Genomic DNA, 17,012 nt, shown 5'->3' on the forward strand with positions numbered 1-17,012 from the left:
CTACGATTGTGGAAACCACTAAGACGCACTGAAAGCGTCCAGCAGGTTATCGACGAGTCCCTTCTCGCGGCTAGGGTCCGTCATAGCCGTTGAGGTAATGAAAGCTTATTCCGCACGGGGGCATGTGCTACCGGCTTGAACTCAGTGACCCCTACCCAGAGGGTGCCTCCCAGTAGTCCGCAACTATGTGATGTTCTATTGACGGTTCAACTGCATCAGGCTTGATTTTTTATCTGTGTAGCTCCGATGGCTGTGAAACTTTTTGGATGGGAGTGCGTTCTGATCATGGCAAGATGCTATCTTTTTGGGTGTGTAGTGTTTGCTTGCTCGATAAGAACGTCATATTTCTGGCTATTTTGCCGATATGACTAAGGTCTGCCCGGCGGGTTTTCAGCATAGGATTTGCTCCCAAGAAAGGTTTTTTGTATGACGGCTGCAACTCATTTTAAATCGCAGCGTGCGTTAACCAGTAATCATGCCTCCTCGGCAAAGCAGACGTTGCTGGCGATGGCGGTGCTATTGGGAACGGCTCTGATTGTGGCGTTACTGGTGTTGGTGTTCATTGCCTTGCGCCTTAATGATCATGCTGAAACGCAAAGTCGTTTTTTGGTGGATAAAGCGTGGCAGATGCGCGAAGCAGGGCTGAAGTCCAGCCTCAAGGATAATGCTTTTTGGGGAGACGCTTATGAGCATCTCCATGTCAAAGTCGACCCTGAATGGGCGTATGTCAGCCGTAATCTGGGGCCTTCTCTTTACGATGACTTTCAGGTCGAGGGGGTGTTTGTTGTCAACGGCAACAACGAAACTCCGTACGCGGTCATTAACGGTCAGCTTGAAAAGGTTGAGCTAAAAAACTGGCTAGGCGGGGATGTCGGAGCACTGATCGAGCGTGCGCGCAAGTTGGCCGATGACAGCGGTATTGCCATCGAATCCCGTCAGGTAGGAGGGCGTCCCGCGTTGGTCGCTGCTGCGACATTGACGACGGGAAGCGATCCAAAAATAGCCGCCATTCCTGGAACGTCATCTGTTCTGGTTTTTGTTGATGTGCTGACGCCGCCGAAACTTGAGCACTTGGGCGAAAGTTACGCAGTCCATAACCTACGGACAGCCGACGAGAACATTGACGATTCGTCACCGTCGACCCTGCGTCTAGTCTCTGCCGATGATCGCCCATCGATACTTCAGTGGGATCCAGACCTTCCGGGCGAGCAACTGTTCAAGCTGCTGCTGCCATTGCTTGTCGTGGTCATTATCATCCTCGGATTCATCGCCAGGCTGGTTATACGCAGGGCGATGACCAGTGCACGGTTGATCGATGAACATATCTTAATGATCAACGAAAGCAGCGCCGCTCTTAAAATGAGTGAAGAGCGTTTTAGAAACGTGGCGGAGGCCGCTTCGGATTGGGTATGGGAGGTTGATTCAGACCTGCGTATCAGCTACCTGTCCGAGCGTTTCCAGGTGATTACCGGGTATGACGTCGCGTCATGGTTGGGTAGAAGCCTTGAAGAACTAATGATAGGGGAAATGCAGTCACTGGCTGAATGGTTGCGTCGAGCCGATCAGGCTGAAACCCGGCGAGAGTTGCGCTGCTGCTATCACTCGGCGCAAGGCCGAAGGCGAACGTGTTGTATCAGTGTAAAACCTATTGTGCAGCGCTCTGAAACGGTTGGGTATCGTGGCACTGCATCTGACATTACCCATGAAATCGAGGCGCAGGCCCGCATCAATTATCTCTCCCAGCACGATGCGTTGACGGGGTTGCCAAACAGAGTCCAGATGCAAGAGTTCCTGGCCGGGAAACTGAAAGCACTGCCGTCAAGTAGCAATCCCTTGGTCATGCTGAGTCTCGATCTCGACAGGTTCAAGCCGGTTAACGACACCTTTGGGCATATCGCTGGCGATCAGGTCCTCAACGAGGTATCGGAAAGGCTGCGTAAATGCCTTAGAGAGGAAGACCTGGTCGCCCGACAAGGCGGTGATGAATTCATCATTATCGTAACGGGCACAAGCTCCGCACAAGAAATTGAGAGCCTTTGTGGGCGTCTGATCGAGAGCGTCGAGATCCCTTTTGTCGTGAATGAGCAGGACGTTTACATTGGTGTCAGCATCGGCATTGCCATCGCTCCCCACGACGCGGTACAGGCCGAAGAGCTATTGCGGTTTGCTGATATTGCACTGTATCAGGCAAAAAATGGTGGCCGTAACACCTGGATGTTCTATGCCAGTGAAATGGATGAACGGCTGGTAAAGCGTCGCGAGATGGAAAAAAGTTTTCGGCTGGCGCTGAAGAACGAAGAGTTACGTTTGCATTATCAACCGCGATACCGGATTGAAGGCACGCAGTTGTCTGGCGTTGAAGCATTGGTGCGATGGGAACACCCTGTCTTGGGCGTTCAAATGCCCGATCAATTCATCGCATTGGCTGAAGAAACCGGGCTCATCATTCCCATGAGTGATTGGGTTTTACTTCAGGCCTGCAAGGATGCGGTGATGTGGCAGATGCCGTTGACGGTCTCCGTCAATATTTCCCCGGTTGAGTTTCGAACGCAAAACCTGGTCGAACGCATCACTCTGGTCCTCGCTGCTACCGGATTGCCTAGCAGTCGGTTGGAGTTGGAAGTCACCGAGCGAGTGATGATTGAAGATGCACACAGCGCGTTGAAAATAATGACTGACCTGAAAGCGCTAGGCGTGCGCCTATCAATGGACGATTTTGGTACCGGCTATTCGTCGTTGAGTTATTTACGCAGTTTTCCTTTCGATGGCTTGAAAATCGACAAAAGCTTCATAGAGGATCTAACCGACTCGACTGAAGGGCAATCCATCGTCAATGCGATCGTCGGCCTTGGAAGGGCATTATCGCTGACCATTACTGCTGAAGGGGTTGAAACGGCTGCGCAGCTGGAGCAGTTGAAGACGTTTGCGTGTGATGAAGCTCAGGGTTACTTCCTCGGGAAACCCATGCCACTGGAGTCCTTGGTGCAATTGATAGACGACTGCCTCTCTCAAAAGGTCTGAAGCGATCAAAAATGAAAGCCTGACGCTGGCGATCCTAAAGAGAAAGAGGACTGAGCAGACAGGTCAGGTGGTGATGTAAACAGAATGGGTCAGGATGACTCGGTGTTGCCTTTGTTCTCTTTTTTCTCTTGTTCATCGGAGTCAAAAAGTGTGCTGATCAAATGCTTGATGTCGTTCTGGACGTCATCTGGCAAACCGTCCAACTCCTCAAGAACCTTGGCTTCCAACGCGGTGATGCTGTCGATCGACCTGGCTTTCCTGACTCCGGTCACCACGAACAATATGTCTACGCCAGCGGCTGCTATCAGGGAGAGATAGGTCGCGTTCGGGAAGCGTTTGCCTCTTTCGTACGCACCTTGCGCATTGGCTTCGATTCCGCCAGCGGCGCCCAGGCCGGCTTGGGAAAGACCGAGTCTTTTTCGCTCTTCTTTTAGTCGCAAACCAATGCCATTCATGTGACCTCCTTTTGAAGCCGAAGCAAACATTCCTAGGAGGTTAGCGCAAACCTCAGTGTTACATGCATAGCTTGTTTGACGCAGGATGCAAGCGGTGGGCGCAGCCTTCAGGCTGACCGCGCCACGCAGTGAATCATTGATCTACTTAATGGTCGTATTACTCGTTGATCACTCCATTGACTAAACATCACTGGCAGCGACAACTCTTCGCAGGGGTTCTGTCCTTGCTTTATCGGACGATAAAATGAAACGAATAGCTGTATTTATCTTGGTGATTTCGGGCTCCCTTCTACTAGGAGGCTGCTGGCCGTACTGGGAGGATGGAGGAGGACGTGGTCGGGATCATGACCGCGGCCATGACCACGGACGCGGTAATGATCGTGGCGATGATCGGGGATATGACCATGATCGCGGGCGTGATCGCGATGGTGGAGACCAGGATTATCGCCGGTAAGCTGTTCCAGTAGCGCGAACCCGTTTTGCTGTCCGTTCCAGAAGGCCGCAAAGGCCTCTGGCGGCTGCAAACCGGGTAGGCGTAAGTCTGATTAATAGTGGACTCACCTGCTTCGCTGACATGACCGAATTCACCTTTTGTGCCTCTCAAGAATCAGCATGACCCTTCCTCGGTGTGCAGTCTGCGCACCTACTGTCGACCTCTTTTTGTTCAACAACTTTGGCGCGACTTTATTTCTGTCACGCGCAGAGCTCCAGACAATCATTACCAAATGTACAAAAGAGTTCAATACAGTGCAAAAGAGTTTATATATGTCTGTGAGAACGCAACTATCAAGGCTCACGAGTAGGGCTGCAGAGGGGGTTGCGCTGTTTAAGTAGGGGAGAACAATGTACGAACCTGAAGATCCGATTGAAGCGAAGAGGCTGATTAAAATCGCCAGGGACGCAGACAAAGACTGTGAGCTGTTCCTGCAGCAAGAATCCCCAATGGATACGCCATGCAAACAGGCGAAACTCAAGCTTCTCCAGCAGAGGGCAAGCCTGGCAAATTCAAATTTCACTAGCTTCTGCATAAACCAGCGCAAGCGACATCCGATTTGAGCCTCCGGCTAAGTCCTCGAGGTATGCAGTCAATTACCGGGTTGGAACGCAGACCCCGGCGATATGCAGGGGTCGATCAATGGGCGTTGACTGTCCGGAGTGTCGAGCCCAAAAACGATGGGCACTCGTAAGTGAGACAGACAGGCTCCAACTCCGGAGAGGCCCGCGCAATGGGACTATTTGTTTTTGGCTTTTGCCTCGGCCACAAGGCACTCAAGGGCAAACTGCTCTGTATAGGTCATCTGAATAGGGCTGGTTACCCCTTTGACGGTTCGTGAGCCATCAAGGATGTAGCGTATGCGCCTGTCGGTGACACCGATGCGCTTTGCGATCCATGCAGGCGTCTGTCCGATGCGTGTGACCAGTTTGTCGGCATATTCGGTGGATGGATTGTAGAGTTCTGCGTTGGGGGTCATTTGACGTCCAGATGAAAAATTGGGCCGCGATGCGTTCGCGGTTATGCGATAGATTGCGCGAATCATCGAAAGGTGTCGCGTCATAATTTTCTTTTCGGCTGACTCACGGCACTGAGGTCTCAAAAATTTTCGCATCGTGCAGCCTACTGCCATATAAGCCTATAATTGACGCGGAATCAGGCGGGCTGGTTCCACTGTTACAGGCTCACGCTTCATTAAGCGACAACACCGCATTATCAGGATTAGTCAGTGCCTCCACTTATAAATGCTGTGATCGCCTCGCCCGCTGAAGAGTTAAAACGCATACCGATGCTGAAATGTGCGGTGATATTCATCCTCGTGGTCTGTTCGTCCATCATCGGTTTGTCTTTGCTTCAACTGCAACAATCCAAGGCCCACGAGCTGGAGCAAGCTGAGATAGCGTCTTCAAACCTCGCGCGCTCGATGGCGCAAGAGGCGGAGGACACGTTTGACGAAGCCGATATTGTACTGACCGGATTGGTGGGATGGCTGCAAGCGGACGGTTACGGCTCTGGTCAGGTAGACCGTTTGCATGAGGTTTTTGTCGAGCGCGTGAAGGCGATTGAACAACTGCATGGACTGTTCTTTTTTGATAAGAACGGTCAATGGGTAGTCACTTCGTTTACTGGCATTCCAGCGGAGATGAACAGTTCTGATCGAGACTATTTCATCTACCATCAAAATAATGACAACCTGGGCCCGCGGATCGGGCATGCGATCCAAAGTCGAGCGACGGGCGAGTGGGTTGTTCCTATCTCCCGTCGGGTGAATGACCGAGAAGGGCATTTCAACGGTGTGGTGTTGGCGGCCATCAGGATGTCTTATTTCGATAAGTTCTTTGAAGGTTTCGATATCAACAAAAACGGTGCGATGTTTATCGCGCTAACCGATGGGACGCTCTTGGCCAGACGCCCATTCAACGACGCGTTGATCGGTACGTCTGTCGCACAAGGGGAGATACTTAAAAACTATCTGCCCCGGTCCAGTTCCGGCACCGCAATGATAACGTCAGTGGTTGATCAGACCGTAAGGCTCTGCGGATACCAGCAGCTGAAAACCTATCCGTTGATAGTGGTAGCCGCCATCTCTAGAGATTCCATTCTTAACGAATGGCAAAACAATGTGTACAAATCTGCCGCGATCATTGGGGCCGTGCTCGTCATCAATTGCCTGTTCGGGGTGTTATTCATACAGCAGTTGCGGAACGGTCAGCGTGTCGAAACCGATTTACGCAGCGCGAAAGCCGATTTGCAGATTATGGCAACGCACGACGGTCTGACAGGCCTTGCGAACCGTAGGCTTTTTGAGGAAACCTTGAACATTGAGTTTAAGCGAGGCGCACGGACGACCCTCCCAATAAGCCTGATCATGTTAGATATCGATTATTTTAAAAGCTTCAATGATGCCTATGGTCACGTTGCTGGCGATCACTGCATCGCCGCAGTGGCACGTGTTGTCCGTGAGTCTTTGCAGCGGGAGGCCGACCTTGCGGTGCGCTATGGTGGCGAGGAAATCGCGGTGCTTCTGCCTGATACGGATGAGAAGGGCGCATTTGTCATCGCGGAAAAAATCAGGCTGGGGGTTGTGAGTGAACATATTATTCATCAACGTAACCCGCTGGGTAACCTCACCATAAGCCTCGGGTGCTATACCTGTTTTCCAGGCGTCGCCGGGAATATCGAGCAGTTTATTGAACGCGCTGATTCAGCGCTTTATTCTGCTAAAGAGTCGGGGCGCAATATGTCAGTGTCTTTTAGCGAGGCGACGACAGAGGGTTCGTTCCATAGCGAGGTGCATATGAATACTGATCCAAAAACACAAGGCGGTGCTCATTCTCCAGACTCCGGATCGGGAATGCCTGATCAGGACAATGACCTCCCTACCGAGGACGAAAATCCTCCTCCCCAAGACTGGAAGCATCCAGATGACGGGAAAAGCTTGTCAGAACAGGACGAAGAGTTTCCGCTTAAGCCCTGACCGGTCATTCTGAGCGTTGAAGAATTGCCTGGCGAAGCGGGCATTTTGATCGACGAAGGGGAGGGCGCGGCGTGAGCAGGTTCAAACACTTTGAAAGAAACACGCAGGGCCGTGACTTCGTCGTGGGTGATATCCATGGGCATTTCACTCGCCTGCAAGCTGCGTTAGAGGGGGTCGGCTTCGCTCCGGAGGTCGATCGCTTGTTTAGCGTAGGAGACGTGGTTGATCGTGGCCCTGAAAGTGAACAGGTTCTCGATTGGCTGGCCCAGCCCTGGTTTTTTGCGGTGCAGGGCAATCATGAAGCGTTGGCTATCAAGCATGTACAGCACAACGATCTTGATTATCCGATGTATCGGGCAAGCGGTGGCGCCTGGTTTCTCAGGCTTGCCCCCAGCGAGCAGCAGAAGTTCGCCGTCTATTTTAAGCAGATGCCCATCGCTATTGAGGTCGATACCCCGTCAGGGCTGATCGGCATGGTGCATGCTGACTGTCCGACACCTACCTGGGCATTGCTTCGTGGCGCGCTTTTGGGGCATCTGCCGGATTCGGGGCGTCTTGCGGAATACTGCCAATGGTCGCGTGAGCGCCTTCGTCTCAGAGATTCCAGTGGAATACCCGACGTGCGCGCCCTGTTTGTCGGTCATTCCCCTTTGAGCCAACCCGAGCTGCTGGGCAACGTTTTCCACATTGATACGGGTGGTTGGCGTTTTGATGGCAGCGGTTATTTCACGCTGGTGAATCTGGCTACGCTCGAAATCATTTCGCCGCGACCCACGAAACCCGACGAAGAAGGGATATGACTCGAGCGTCTCGTTCCAGGCACTGATCTGTGGATCGATCACAGAAGGGGGGAGTTACAATGTTTATCACGACCCCGGTGATCCTTTGGTGGCATTTGCCAACTACAGTTGTTACGTCGTGAATTAAAGGAAGTTCGGTATGAATTGCTTGATTTGTAACGCGGGCGCCGAGCGCCTCCAGACCATGAGTGATTGGGTTGAATTGCGCTGTCCCGACTGCGGCCACTATCGGGTGAGTGGGACGTTTTTCGCCGAGATTAAAGCGAAAAATCAGTCCTTCAGTGTTGAAAAGGCACGTACATGGCTTGAGCAGCAGCGCCATATCGATATCAACGATGCGCCAATGATTGACACCTCTGAACGCGACTTGGTCATGTGCTGATCGCGCGCCACTACCAAAGCGTCCAGCGATTTAGGGTCGAGGGGGGGGGCTTATCGCCCTATTCTGATGGAGGAAGGCGGCCGACTGTCAGGTAGCGGCAAGCCGCGCCTGCCTGATTATCCAACGTCGCGGGCAAAGTGAGCGTATCGTTATGAGTGACATTCTTCTTTAGGTAAACCCAAATGAATCATCTTGGTTCGCGGTTGAAGGAAGAGCGAAAGACCCTAGGGCTTTCTCAGCAGGAATTTGCTGCAATTGGCGGCGTAGAGGCCAATGCGCAAGGCAAGTATGAAAGTGGCGAGCGTACCCCCCGCTCGGACTATTTGGCGGCGCTGGGTGTCAAGGGCGTCGATGTGCTCTATCTCCTCTCCGGCTGCCGAACGCCGTTGCGCATCGACAGTCTCAGTGATGCGGAAAGAAATGTGATCATCCACTACCGTGCACTGACCGACCTGGACCAGGATGCGATCAGCCAGTTGGCGCTGTCGTTATCGGAATGCCTGACTGAATAGCAGTGTCTTGCTGGGCTGCTACATCCCGTTTCTTCTGCAACGCGTTCTCTACCTGCCCCTCGCTCTTGATCGTTGATATATGAAGCGTATATGATTCATATATTATATTTCTGAGGTGATCCTGTGGGCCTGGTAAAAATTTCGGAACACATGCATGCCAATGCTCGGACCGCCAGCGCAGCGCTAAGCCGCTCTATCAATGCTCAAGCTGAGCATTGGATGAAGATCGGCATGATGGCTGAACTGCATCCGGCACTCAATTACAGCGACATTTGCCAATTACTCATTCGTGCCGAAAATGCCGGTGGCACTGTTCTGTCGGTAACCCCGTTCGCTCTCTCGCCGTCGATGGATAATTTGCAGGAGGCGTTGTAATGGGTGCGGGTATCAGCATCAAGACTGAAGATGATCTGGTCAAGCTTCGGGTTGCCGGAAGGTTGGCTGCGGATGTGCTCGCCATGATTGGCAGTCATGTCAAAGCTGGCGTCAGCACTGAAGCGCTGGATAAGATTTGTCACGCGTATATCGTCGATGAGTTGAAGGTTATTCCAGCGAACATCGGCTATCACGGCTTTACCAAATCCACCTGTATTTCGCCGAACACTGTGGTCTGCCACGGAATCCCATCGGCGTCGGATATTCTCAAGGATGGGGATATCGTCAATATTGACGTGGCTGTGATCAAGGATGGTTGGTTTGGTGATACCAGTCGGATGTATTTCGTGGGAGACGTCAGCCCGACCGCGAAGCGCTTGGTGCACACCACTTACGAGGCAACGCTCGCCGGGATTCACGCGGTCCGACCCGGAGCGACCTTGGGCGATATCGGTCATGCCATTCAGACGGTAGCGCACCGCGAGGGCTTCAGCGTCGTACGCGAATACTGCGGACATGGCATTGGTCGTAACTACCACGAAGAACCGCAGGTGCTGCATTACGGTAGCTCACGGCAAGGGCTCAAGCTCAAACCGGGCATGGTGTTTACCATCGAGCCGATGATCAATGTCGGCAAGCCTGGGACCAGGGTGCTGCCCGATGGCTGGACGGTACTGACCCGCGATCAATCCCTCTCTGCTCAATGGGAGCATATGGTTGCTGTCACTGAGACTGGTTTTGAACTGCTGACGCCCTGGCCTGAGGGTACCGGCGAATATGCGCCTGTCTGAGCGTTCTGCGGTTCCATGCACATGGGCAGACCAATAAAGTCACAATTGTCGGGATGACGAATATTCGACACTGCCTGTAGTCTGCTTGCTGTTCCCCTGATGCGATGCAGTTCTGGCCGGCTCATGGATGATCAGAGCCGCATCGTGCAGGGAGGACACCACGGCTACGTGGCTCGCCGCCATTGAACGTCGGTAACACCGAAACCTTCAGCCTGCCGGAGTGCCAGCCGGACGGGGCCTGCCGCTACATTGTCGTTGACGCTTCCTACCCCCGCATGCAGCGTAGCGAAGTGCAATGCATCGCTCTCGCACAGGTGCAGGGCCTCATGAAAAAAATGCCGACACTGCCCCTTGAAGTGATAATTAATCTCGAACGCTTTCAACTGATCCATATCGCCCCTCCGCTCCTTAGACGTATCACGTCTCAGAAAATATGTACGCTCCCTTGTACCTGTAGGGCATCAACGCAGAACGCGTAACGCACTACTTTTCATTTCTACGTCGATGCAGGCATGCAAACAATTTCAAGCGGCTACGGCGCGGATGCCATTACGTGGTGAAGTGTTTTGCCCGATATCAGGCTCAGGACTGCCGTGCTTTAGTCGGGGTCACTCCCGCAAAAATAATTACACCGTTTTGCACTATTTTGTATTAATTAGAATGCCTATCCGATCAGTGGCACTCTGCCTACGCACAGCTGAAACGGTTGAGTGGCTTACGGTTTTTGGTGTTTCTGAGGGGGAAGTCAGACGGTGAAGTCAGGCATCTGGTGTTACAGTGCCGTCTACATTCAAATGAGGAAGTACGCATGTCACTGCTTGATGATGAACAAGACATTTGGGATATGTTTGCAGCCTCCGCCTTGACCGGGTTGATCAGTCGCGGTGCCATCGAGCCGCTTGATGCTGCCGAACTGGCCGCTGATTACGCGTCGGAGTTGATGATCCAGCGATCTCTGCGCATTCAGGCGGAAGAGGATGCGGCTGAGGCGCCATAAAATCTGGTCCAGCCGCGATAAAAAGCCCGACACTTTTTCAAGTGCCGGGCTTTTTTGCTGTTATGTGCAGGCTTTCAGGTTAACGGGGCCAACGAAGGCGTTGCCTCGGCCCATCACACACGCCACGCGTTGATTGCGCTGAATTTCCCACGTATCGACAGGATAAGTCTTGTTCCAGGCCTCATAGAGTTGGCGATCCTGTTTGGACAAGGGCAGGCGGTATTGCTTACTCATATAAAAATACGTTCTGGCGATCATTCCGCGAATTGACGGGCGTGGCATTACTTTCTTTGCTTTGAAGTCCACCTGCGTCAGGCAAGAACCGTACTGTCCCGTCTGAACCGGAAGCCAGCCGAAGCTGAAGTTGTTTCTGTCACCGTTCACCTCGCCAATACTGGGCACCAGATTATGCAGATCAGCTTCGGCGCGTTGGTAAACAGGGTCGTTTTTTGTGCAGTTCTTCCGGCCTCCGTTTTGCCAACATTGACGTAAATGGCCGATTTGCCAGGCAGGCACAATGTGCTCCCATTCGATTCGCTTCGCGCGGTTGGCATTTTTGCGCGGAACATAACCGCAAGCGGCGAGATTGACCCGGTTACCGCTGTATTTGCAGCCGCAATAGAACTCTGTCGACTGCGGTGCATACAGGCCCCAGGCGATCTTTTTTGCTTCACTGAAGGTGCGAGGCGCGTCGGCATGGGCGTTGATGCAGACACTCAGAGCCAGCAGGGCAATTATTCGGACAATCATGCCGTCAATCTTCCTTCGGCACGGTCCAGAATATCTGCACGCCACCGTCATCGCGGTAGGCTAGGGTGACGTTGTCGTTCTCGGCTATTTCTTCAAGTAACTGATTCCAATCGTCTTCTACTTCATCGGTCAATCGGTATATCAGTGCTGCCCGAGCCTTTTGCGAGGTCGGAGAGTTGATAATTTTCTGGACCCGGATGCCGAGTCGTTCGTAGGCGCTAGGGGCTGAAGGTGTTGCTGCAGAATTCTTTGCCACGGAGGAAATCCTTGGTTTGCTGTACGTGCATACAGTATTTCAGCGTAAGAATTTTCGCAACTGTTTGTCGAGTCTCTGTCCTGGAGTGTAGGAACAAAGCGCTAAGGTCTGGCAGCAAGATGGAGTCGCACCTGCCCGCTCTGCGCGGTGCCGCGCGAGCGGGCAGGTGCAGGAATGATCAATACTCCCAGAAAATCCGTTGCAGCTCTTTGCTGTCGTTGGTCTTGGTCAGCGCGACCATTGCAAGAATGCGGGCTTTTTGAGGGTTCAGGTCGTGAGCGACGACCCAATCGTATTTGTCATCAGGTTGTTCCGCATTGCGCAGTACGAAACCGCCAGCGTTAACGTGGGATGAGCGGATGATCTGAATGCCGTCTTTACGCAAGGCCTGCAAGGTCGGCACAACGTTGGACGATACCGAACCGTTGCCAGTGCCTGCGTGGATGATCGCTTTTGCGCCGGCCTGGGCCAGTGCCTTGTAAGCAGTGTCCGAGACATTTCCATAGGAGTAGGCAATATCGACTTTAGGCAGCGTGCTGATTTGCTTGATGTCGAATTCCGAATCCATGGTGTGACGCTTGGCGGGCAAGCGGAACCAGTAGGACTTGCCTTCGACCACCATGCCTAAGGGGCCCCATGCGCTTTTAAAGGCTTCGGTCTTGATATTGATCATTTTGCTGACGTCGCGACCCGACTGAATCTCGTCGTTCATGGTCACTAGAACACCCTTGCCACGTGCCTCTTTGCTGCTCGCAACGGCAACCGCGTTGTACAGGTTCAACATGCCATCAGCAGACATCGCTGTGCCTGGACGCATGGAGCCTACGACAACGATGGGCTTGTCGGTTTTCTCTACCAGATTGAGGAAGTAGGCCGTTTCTTCCAGGGTGTCGGTGCCGTGGGTGATCACGATGCCGTCCACATCGTTGCTGTCGGCCAGTTCGGCGACACGTCTACCCAGTTGCAGCAGGTTTTCGTTGGTGATGCTTTCCGAGGCGATTTGCATGACTTGTTCGCCGCGCACATTGGCCAGTGCACTCAACTCCGGCACACCGGCAATCAATTTATCAATACCAACCTTGGCCGCCTGGTAAGTCGCGCTGTTGGCAGCGCTCGCGCCAGCGCCAGCGATGGTACCGCCAGTGGCAAGAATGACGACGTTAGCGAGCTTTTGTTGTTGCTCTGCTTCTTTGGCTGAAACGCCTGTCGGCAACAGCAGCATCAGGGCAAGGGCGCAGGGTACGAAGCTATGGAATATAGTTTTCAATTTTTATTTCTCTTGTTATGACAGTGCTTGATTCATGAGCCTTGCGGACCTGTGACAGGCACGCCTGACCCGGAACGCACTAGACAAGAGCATGATCTGTACCAACAGAGTTGATCATTGAGTATTGACTTAATATATTGATTTATAACGATTTATTTTTAAAAGTGTGTGTGCCGGTATTCGGCTTTCCGAACATTGGAAGCTTTGCTGTTCGGCTATCCGAAAACAGAATGGAGGAACGGCGCCCCGTGACTTTGTTATCTCGTATGGCGGCGCGCCGTGACGGTTGACAAAAATAGCTGCCGTTCTCATAGTCCGGCAAAGCAAACGTTTGCGCGCACGCAATCGATGCAAAAATAATCATAAGATCGGAGTGAACTCATGAAGCTGCCATTCGCTGCACGTCTTCTCGCTGTTGCCATGCTCACTGCGGCCTCTGCCATCCTGCCGCTTTCTGCTGCGCATGCTCAAACAACGGAAAAGCCCAAAGTCGCGCTGGTGATGAAGTCGTTGGCCAATGAGTTCTTCCTGACCATGGAAGACGGCGCCAAGGCCTACCAGAAAGAGCATTCGGCTGATTTTGATCTCATCTCCAATGGCATCAAGAATGAGTCGGACACCAGCGCCCAGATCGCTATCGTCGACCAGATGATCGTTCAAAAGGTCAACGCGTTGGTCATTGCACCTGCGGACTCCAAGGCACTGGTGACAGTGATCAAGCGGGCCAGGGATGCCGGTATTATCGTGGTTAACATTGATAACCAGCTGGACGCCGATGTGCTGAAAAGCAAAGGCATCAGCGTGCCGTTCGTAGGCCCGGACAATCGCAAAGGCGCACGCTTGGTGGGCGATTACCTCGCCAGGCAGTTGGCTGCAGGTGATCAGGTCGGCATTATCGAAGGTGTTTCGACCACCACTAATGCTCAGCAACGCACGGCCGGCTTCAAAGATGCCATGGATGCTGCGCAGATGAAGATCGTCTCTACGCAATCGGGTAACTGGGAAATCGATAAAGGCAACGCCGTAGCCTCGGCCATGCTCAACGAGTACCCGAATCTCAAGGCGTTGCTGGCCGGTAACGACAGCATGGCGCTGGGCGCGGTCTCGGCGGTTCGTGCGGCAGGTAAGGCGGGTAAGGTAAAAGTGGTGGGTTACGACAACATCAACGCCATCAAGCCCATGCTGCAGGACGGCCGCATATTGGCCACTGCCGATCAGTTCGCGGCCAGACAGGCGGTGTTCGGTATCCAGACTGCGCTGAAAATGCTCAAGGGTGAAGCTGTCGAGGGCGCCGCCAATGGCGTGATCGAAACGCCAGTTGAACTGATCACCAAGCAGTAGTTTCCCGCATGCAGCGTTCGCTCATCGTGGCGGGCGCCTGGAGAGTGTTATGTCTGCGTCTGCTCAGGCGGCTGTTCTATCTGTCAGCGGCATCGGTAAAACCTACGCCCAACCGGTTCTCAGCGACATCGACCTGACGCTTCTGCGCGGGGAGGTGCTGGCCCTGACGGGTGAAAATGGCGCCGGTAAAAGTACCCTGTCGAAGATCATCGGCGGGCTGCTCTCGCCCACGACCGGGCAGATGCAATTTCAGGGGCAGGCTTACGAACCCGGCAGTCGAACCCAGGCGGAAAAGCTGGGTATTCGCATGGTCATGCAGGAGTTGAATCTGCTGCCCACGTTGTCCGTGGCGGAAAATCTGTTCCTGGACAACCTGCCGAGTCGTGCAGGCTGGATCAATCGCAAGCAACTGCGCGCTGATGCTATTCAGGCCATGGCTCAGGTCGGGCTGGATGCTATTGACCCGGACACGCTGGTCAGCGAGCTGGGGATCGGGCATCAGCAGATGATTGAGATTGCCCGCAACCTGATCGGTGACTGCCATGTCCTGATTCTCGACGAACCCACCGCGATGTTGACGTCTCGAGAAGTCGAGATGCTGTTCGAGCAGATCACTCGTCTGCAAGCCCGAGGGGTGTCGATCATTTATATCTCCCATCGGCTGGAAGAGCTGGCCCGGGTTGCACAGCGCATTGCTGTGCTGCGTGACGGTCGGTTGGTGTGTATCGAACCGATGGCTGACTACAACAGCGAGCAACTGGTCACGCTGATGGTCGGGCGTGAACTGGGTGAGCAGATCGACCTCGGTCCACGTCAGATAGGCGACGTTGCCCTGGCGGTAAAAGGCCTGGGTCGCGCAGACAAGGTGCGCGATGTCTCTTTCGAGGTGCGTAGCGGCGAGATTTTCGGTATTTCAGGATTGATCGGCGCCGGGCGCACCGAGCTTCTGCGCCTGATCTATGGTGCTGACGTCGCCGACACGGGCGGCATCGAGATTGGCAGTCCCCTGCAACCAGTGACCATCCGTTCGCCAGTCGATGCCGTCAAGCAGGGTATTGCGCTGATTACCGAGGACCGCAAGGGCGAAGGTCTGCTACTGACCCAATCGATCAGCGCCAATATCGCGCTGGGCAATATGCCGGCAATTTCCAAAGACGGTGTGGTCAATCGTCATGATGAACTGCGCCTGGCCCAGCGTCAGGTCGATGCCATGCGCATTCGCAGCGCCAGCCCGGCGCAATGTGTCTCCGAGCTGTCCGGTGGCAATCAGCAAAAAGTCGTCATCGGCCGCTGGCTTGAACGTGACTGCACAGTGATGCTGTTCGACGAGCCGACCCGAGGCATTGATGTTGGTGCCAAATTCGATATCTATGCGTTGCTGGGAGAGTTGACGCGCAAGGGCAGGGCGCTGGTCGTCGTGTCGAGTGATCTGCGTGAATTGATGCTGATCTGCGATCGCATCGGGGTGCTATCGGCCGGGCGTTTGATCGATACCTTCGAACGCGACACCTGGACCCAGGATGAATTGCTTGCCGCCGCGTTTGCCGGCTACCAAAAACGTGATGCGCGGCTCACCGACGCCGCGCCCAGGAACAATTGATGAAAACCTCAGCCACACCCCAAATGTTGCCTTCGTCGGGCAAGCGCAGCAGTCATTATTTCGGCCTCGGCACCTACCTGGGACTGGCCGGTGCGTTATTCGCAATGATTGCGTTGTTTTCCGTGCTCAGTGATCACTTCCTGTCTTATGAGACCTTCAGCACCCTCGCCAATCAGATCCCGGACTTGATGGTGCTGGCGGTGGGCATGACTTTCATCCTGATCATCGGCGGCATCGACTTGTCGGTGGGTTCTGTTCTGGCACTTGCAGCGTCTGCAGTCAGTGTGGCGATCCTCGGCTGGGGCTGGGGCGTCGTGCCAGCAGCCTTGCTGGGCATGGCCTGCGCGGCTGTCGCGGGCACCATAACCGGTTCGATTACGGTGGCTTGGCGCATTCCATCGTTTATCGTTTCCCTCGGCGTGCTGGAAATGGCCCGTGGTGTGGCCTACCAGATGACGGGGTCGCGAACCGCTTATATCGGTGACGCGTTCGCGTGGCTATCGAACCCGGTCGCTTTCGGGGTCTCTCCGTCCTTCATCATTGCGCTGCTGATCATCTTCATCGCCCAGGCCGTGCTGACCCGTACCGTGTTCGGCCGTTACCTGATCGGTATTGGCACCAATGAAGAAGCAGTCCGTTTGGCCGGCATCAATCCAAAACCCTATAAAATTCTGGTGTTTTCACTGATGGGGCTGTTGGCTGGGGTCGCAGCGCTGTTTCAGATCTCGCGTCTGGAAGCCGCAGACCCTAACGCTGGCTCCGGTCTGGAATTGCAGGTGATCGCGGCGGTCGTCATTGGGGGAACCAGCCTGATGGGCGGGCGCGGTTCTGTGATCAGTACGTTCTTCGGTGTCCTGATTATCTCGGTACTTGCTGCCGGATTAGCACAGATCGGAGCGACCGAACCGACCAAACGCATCATCACGGGCGCGGTAATCGTTGTCGCCGTGGTGCTTGATACCTATCGCAGCAATCGCGCACGTCGGAAGGCTTGA

19 protein-coding genes are annotated in these 17,012 nt (G+C 53.9%); 13 read left to right on the forward strand and 6 right to left on the reverse strand.

What is annotated here, in order from left to right; genetic code table 11:
* Positions 1-426: 426 nt before the first annotated feature.
* Entirely contained in the window at positions 427-3,021 is a 2,595-nt protein-coding gene (locus tag AC1MEA_RS17845) for a bifunctional diguanylate cyclase/phosphodiesterase (protein ID WP_480416951.1), read from the forward strand.
* 89 nt (positions 3,022-3,110) lie between these two features.
* Here AC1MEA_RS17845 and AC1MEA_RS17850 read toward each other — a convergent pair whose 3' ends face one another.
* Positions 3,111-3,476: a helix-turn-helix domain-containing protein gene (locus AC1MEA_RS17850; RefSeq protein WP_480416952.1), complete on the reverse strand. Its 366-nt coding sequence runs from the start codon at positions 3,474-3,476 to the stop codon at positions 3,111-3,113.
* A 332-nt stretch (positions 3,477-3,808) separates the two neighbouring features.
* On the opposite strand from AC1MEA_RS17850, the gene AC1MEA_RS17855 reads away from it, so the two are divergent.
* Together AC1MEA_RS17855 and AC1MEA_RS17860 are read left to right on the forward strand one after the other, a co-directional pair.
* The gene (locus tag AC1MEA_RS17855; protein WP_257604333.1) at positions 3,809-3,943 is read left to right on the forward strand and encodes a hypothetical protein; all 135 of its coding nucleotides are present in this window, start codon (positions 3,809-3,811) and stop codon (positions 3,941-3,943) included.
* 376 nt (positions 3,944-4,319) lie between these two features.
* The gene (locus AC1MEA_RS17860) at positions 4,320-4,532 is read left to right on the forward strand and encodes a hypothetical protein (protein ID WP_449634561.1); all 213 of its coding nucleotides are present in this window, start codon (positions 4,320-4,322) and stop codon (positions 4,530-4,532) included.
* Between the two features lie 176 nt (positions 4,533-4,708).
* Here AC1MEA_RS17860 and AC1MEA_RS17865 read toward each other — a convergent pair whose 3' ends face one another.
* Entirely contained in the window at positions 4,709-4,948 is a 240-nt protein-coding gene (locus tag AC1MEA_RS17865; RefSeq protein WP_449634562.1) for a hypothetical protein, read from the reverse strand.
* Positions 4,949-5,197: 249 nt separating this feature from the next.
* Here AC1MEA_RS17865 and AC1MEA_RS17870 point away from each other — a divergent pair, with 249 nt between their 5' ends.
* The 6 genes from AC1MEA_RS17870 to map all read left to right on the forward strand — a co-directional run bounded on the left by AC1MEA_RS17870 (position 5,198) and on the right by map (position 9,806).
* On the forward strand, positions 5,198-6,946 hold the full coding sequence (locus AC1MEA_RS17870) for a sensor domain-containing diguanylate cyclase (protein ID WP_449634563.1): 1,749 nt from the start codon (positions 5,198-5,200) through the stop codon (positions 6,944-6,946).
* 71 nt (positions 6,947-7,017) lie between these two features.
* On the forward strand, positions 7,018-7,746 hold the full coding sequence (locus AC1MEA_RS17875; protein ID WP_449634564.1) for a metallophosphoesterase: 729 nt from the start codon (positions 7,018-7,020) through the stop codon (positions 7,744-7,746).
* Between the two features lie 139 nt (positions 7,747-7,885).
* Entirely contained in the window at positions 7,886-8,128 is a 243-nt protein-coding gene (locus tag AC1MEA_RS17880; RefSeq protein WP_449634565.1) for an FmdB family zinc ribbon protein, read from the forward strand.
* Positions 8,129-8,310: 182 nt separating this feature from the next.
* A complete protein-coding gene (locus AC1MEA_RS17885) occupies positions 8,311-8,640 on the forward strand; it encodes a helix-turn-helix domain-containing protein (protein ID WP_322178667.1) in 330 nt (109 codons plus the stop codon).
* A gap of 123 nt (positions 8,641-8,763) precedes the next feature.
* Positions 8,764-9,015, forward strand: coding sequence for a ParD-like family protein (locus tag AC1MEA_RS17890; RefSeq protein WP_449634566.1), 252 nt, complete (start codon positions 8,764-8,766; stop codon positions 9,013-9,015).
* Positions 9,015-9,806 carry a type I methionyl aminopeptidase gene (gene map, locus AC1MEA_RS17895; RefSeq protein WP_219062006.1) on the forward strand — a complete coding sequence of 264 codons (792 nt, stop codon included), beginning with the start codon at positions 9,015-9,017 and terminating at the stop codon, positions 9,804-9,806. The genes AC1MEA_RS17890 and map overlap by 1 nt, the downstream gene beginning before the upstream one ends.
* 164 nt (positions 9,807-9,970) lie before the next feature.
* On the opposite strand, the gene AC1MEA_RS17900 is transcribed toward map, so the two are convergent.
* Complete coding sequence (locus AC1MEA_RS17900) at positions 9,971-10,198, reverse strand: DUF6555 family protein (protein WP_449634567.1); 228 nt, start codon at positions 10,196-10,198, stop codon at positions 9,971-9,973.
* Between the two features lie 416 nt (positions 10,199-10,614).
* Between AC1MEA_RS17900 and AC1MEA_RS17905 the strand changes: the two genes are divergently transcribed.
* Positions 10,615-10,803, forward strand: a complete 189-nt coding sequence (locus AC1MEA_RS17905; RefSeq protein WP_219062004.1) for a hypothetical protein — start codon at positions 10,615-10,617, stop codon at positions 10,801-10,803.
* 60 nt (positions 10,804-10,863) lie between these two features.
* Here the strand turns inward: AC1MEA_RS17905 and AC1MEA_RS17910 are convergent, their stop codons facing one another.
* The 3 genes from AC1MEA_RS17910 to AC1MEA_RS17920 form a co-directional block, all read right to left on the reverse strand.
* Positions 10,864-11,553 (reverse strand): endonuclease, encoded by a 690-nt coding sequence (locus AC1MEA_RS17910; protein ID WP_480416953.1) that lies wholly within the window; start codon positions 11,551-11,553, stop codon positions 10,864-10,866.
* 4 nt (positions 11,554-11,557) lie between these two features.
* Positions 11,558-11,809 (reverse strand): DUF1654 domain-containing protein, encoded by a 252-nt coding sequence (locus AC1MEA_RS17915; protein WP_480416954.1) that lies wholly within the window; start codon positions 11,807-11,809, stop codon positions 11,558-11,560.
* 178 nt (positions 11,810-11,987) lie between these two features.
* Positions 11,988-13,031, reverse strand: coding sequence for an asparaginase (locus AC1MEA_RS17920; RefSeq protein ID WP_449634592.1), 1,044 nt, complete (start codon positions 13,029-13,031; stop codon positions 11,988-11,990).
* A 426-nt stretch (positions 13,032-13,457) separates the two neighbouring features.
* Between AC1MEA_RS17920 and AC1MEA_RS17925 the strand changes: the two genes are divergently transcribed.
* The 3 genes from AC1MEA_RS17925 to AC1MEA_RS17935 are packed head-to-tail and all read left to right on the forward strand — an operon-like array spanning position 13,458 to position 17,012.
* On the forward strand, positions 13,458-14,417 hold the full coding sequence (locus AC1MEA_RS17925) for a substrate-binding domain-containing protein (RefSeq protein ID WP_480416955.1): 960 nt from the start codon (positions 13,458-13,460) through the stop codon (positions 14,415-14,417).
* Between the two features lie 49 nt (positions 14,418-14,466).
* A complete protein-coding gene (locus tag AC1MEA_RS17930; RefSeq protein WP_480416956.1) occupies positions 14,467-16,017 on the forward strand; it encodes a sugar ABC transporter ATP-binding protein in 1,551 nt (516 codons plus the stop codon).
* The gene (locus AC1MEA_RS17935) at positions 16,017-17,012 is read left to right on the forward strand and encodes an ABC transporter permease (protein WP_480416957.1); all 996 of its coding nucleotides are present in this window, start codon (positions 16,017-16,019) and stop codon (positions 17,010-17,012) included. Before AC1MEA_RS17930 ends, AC1MEA_RS17935 begins: the two co-directional genes overlap by 1 nt.

The organism is Pseudomonas sp. ASL8, assembly GCF_056680355.1.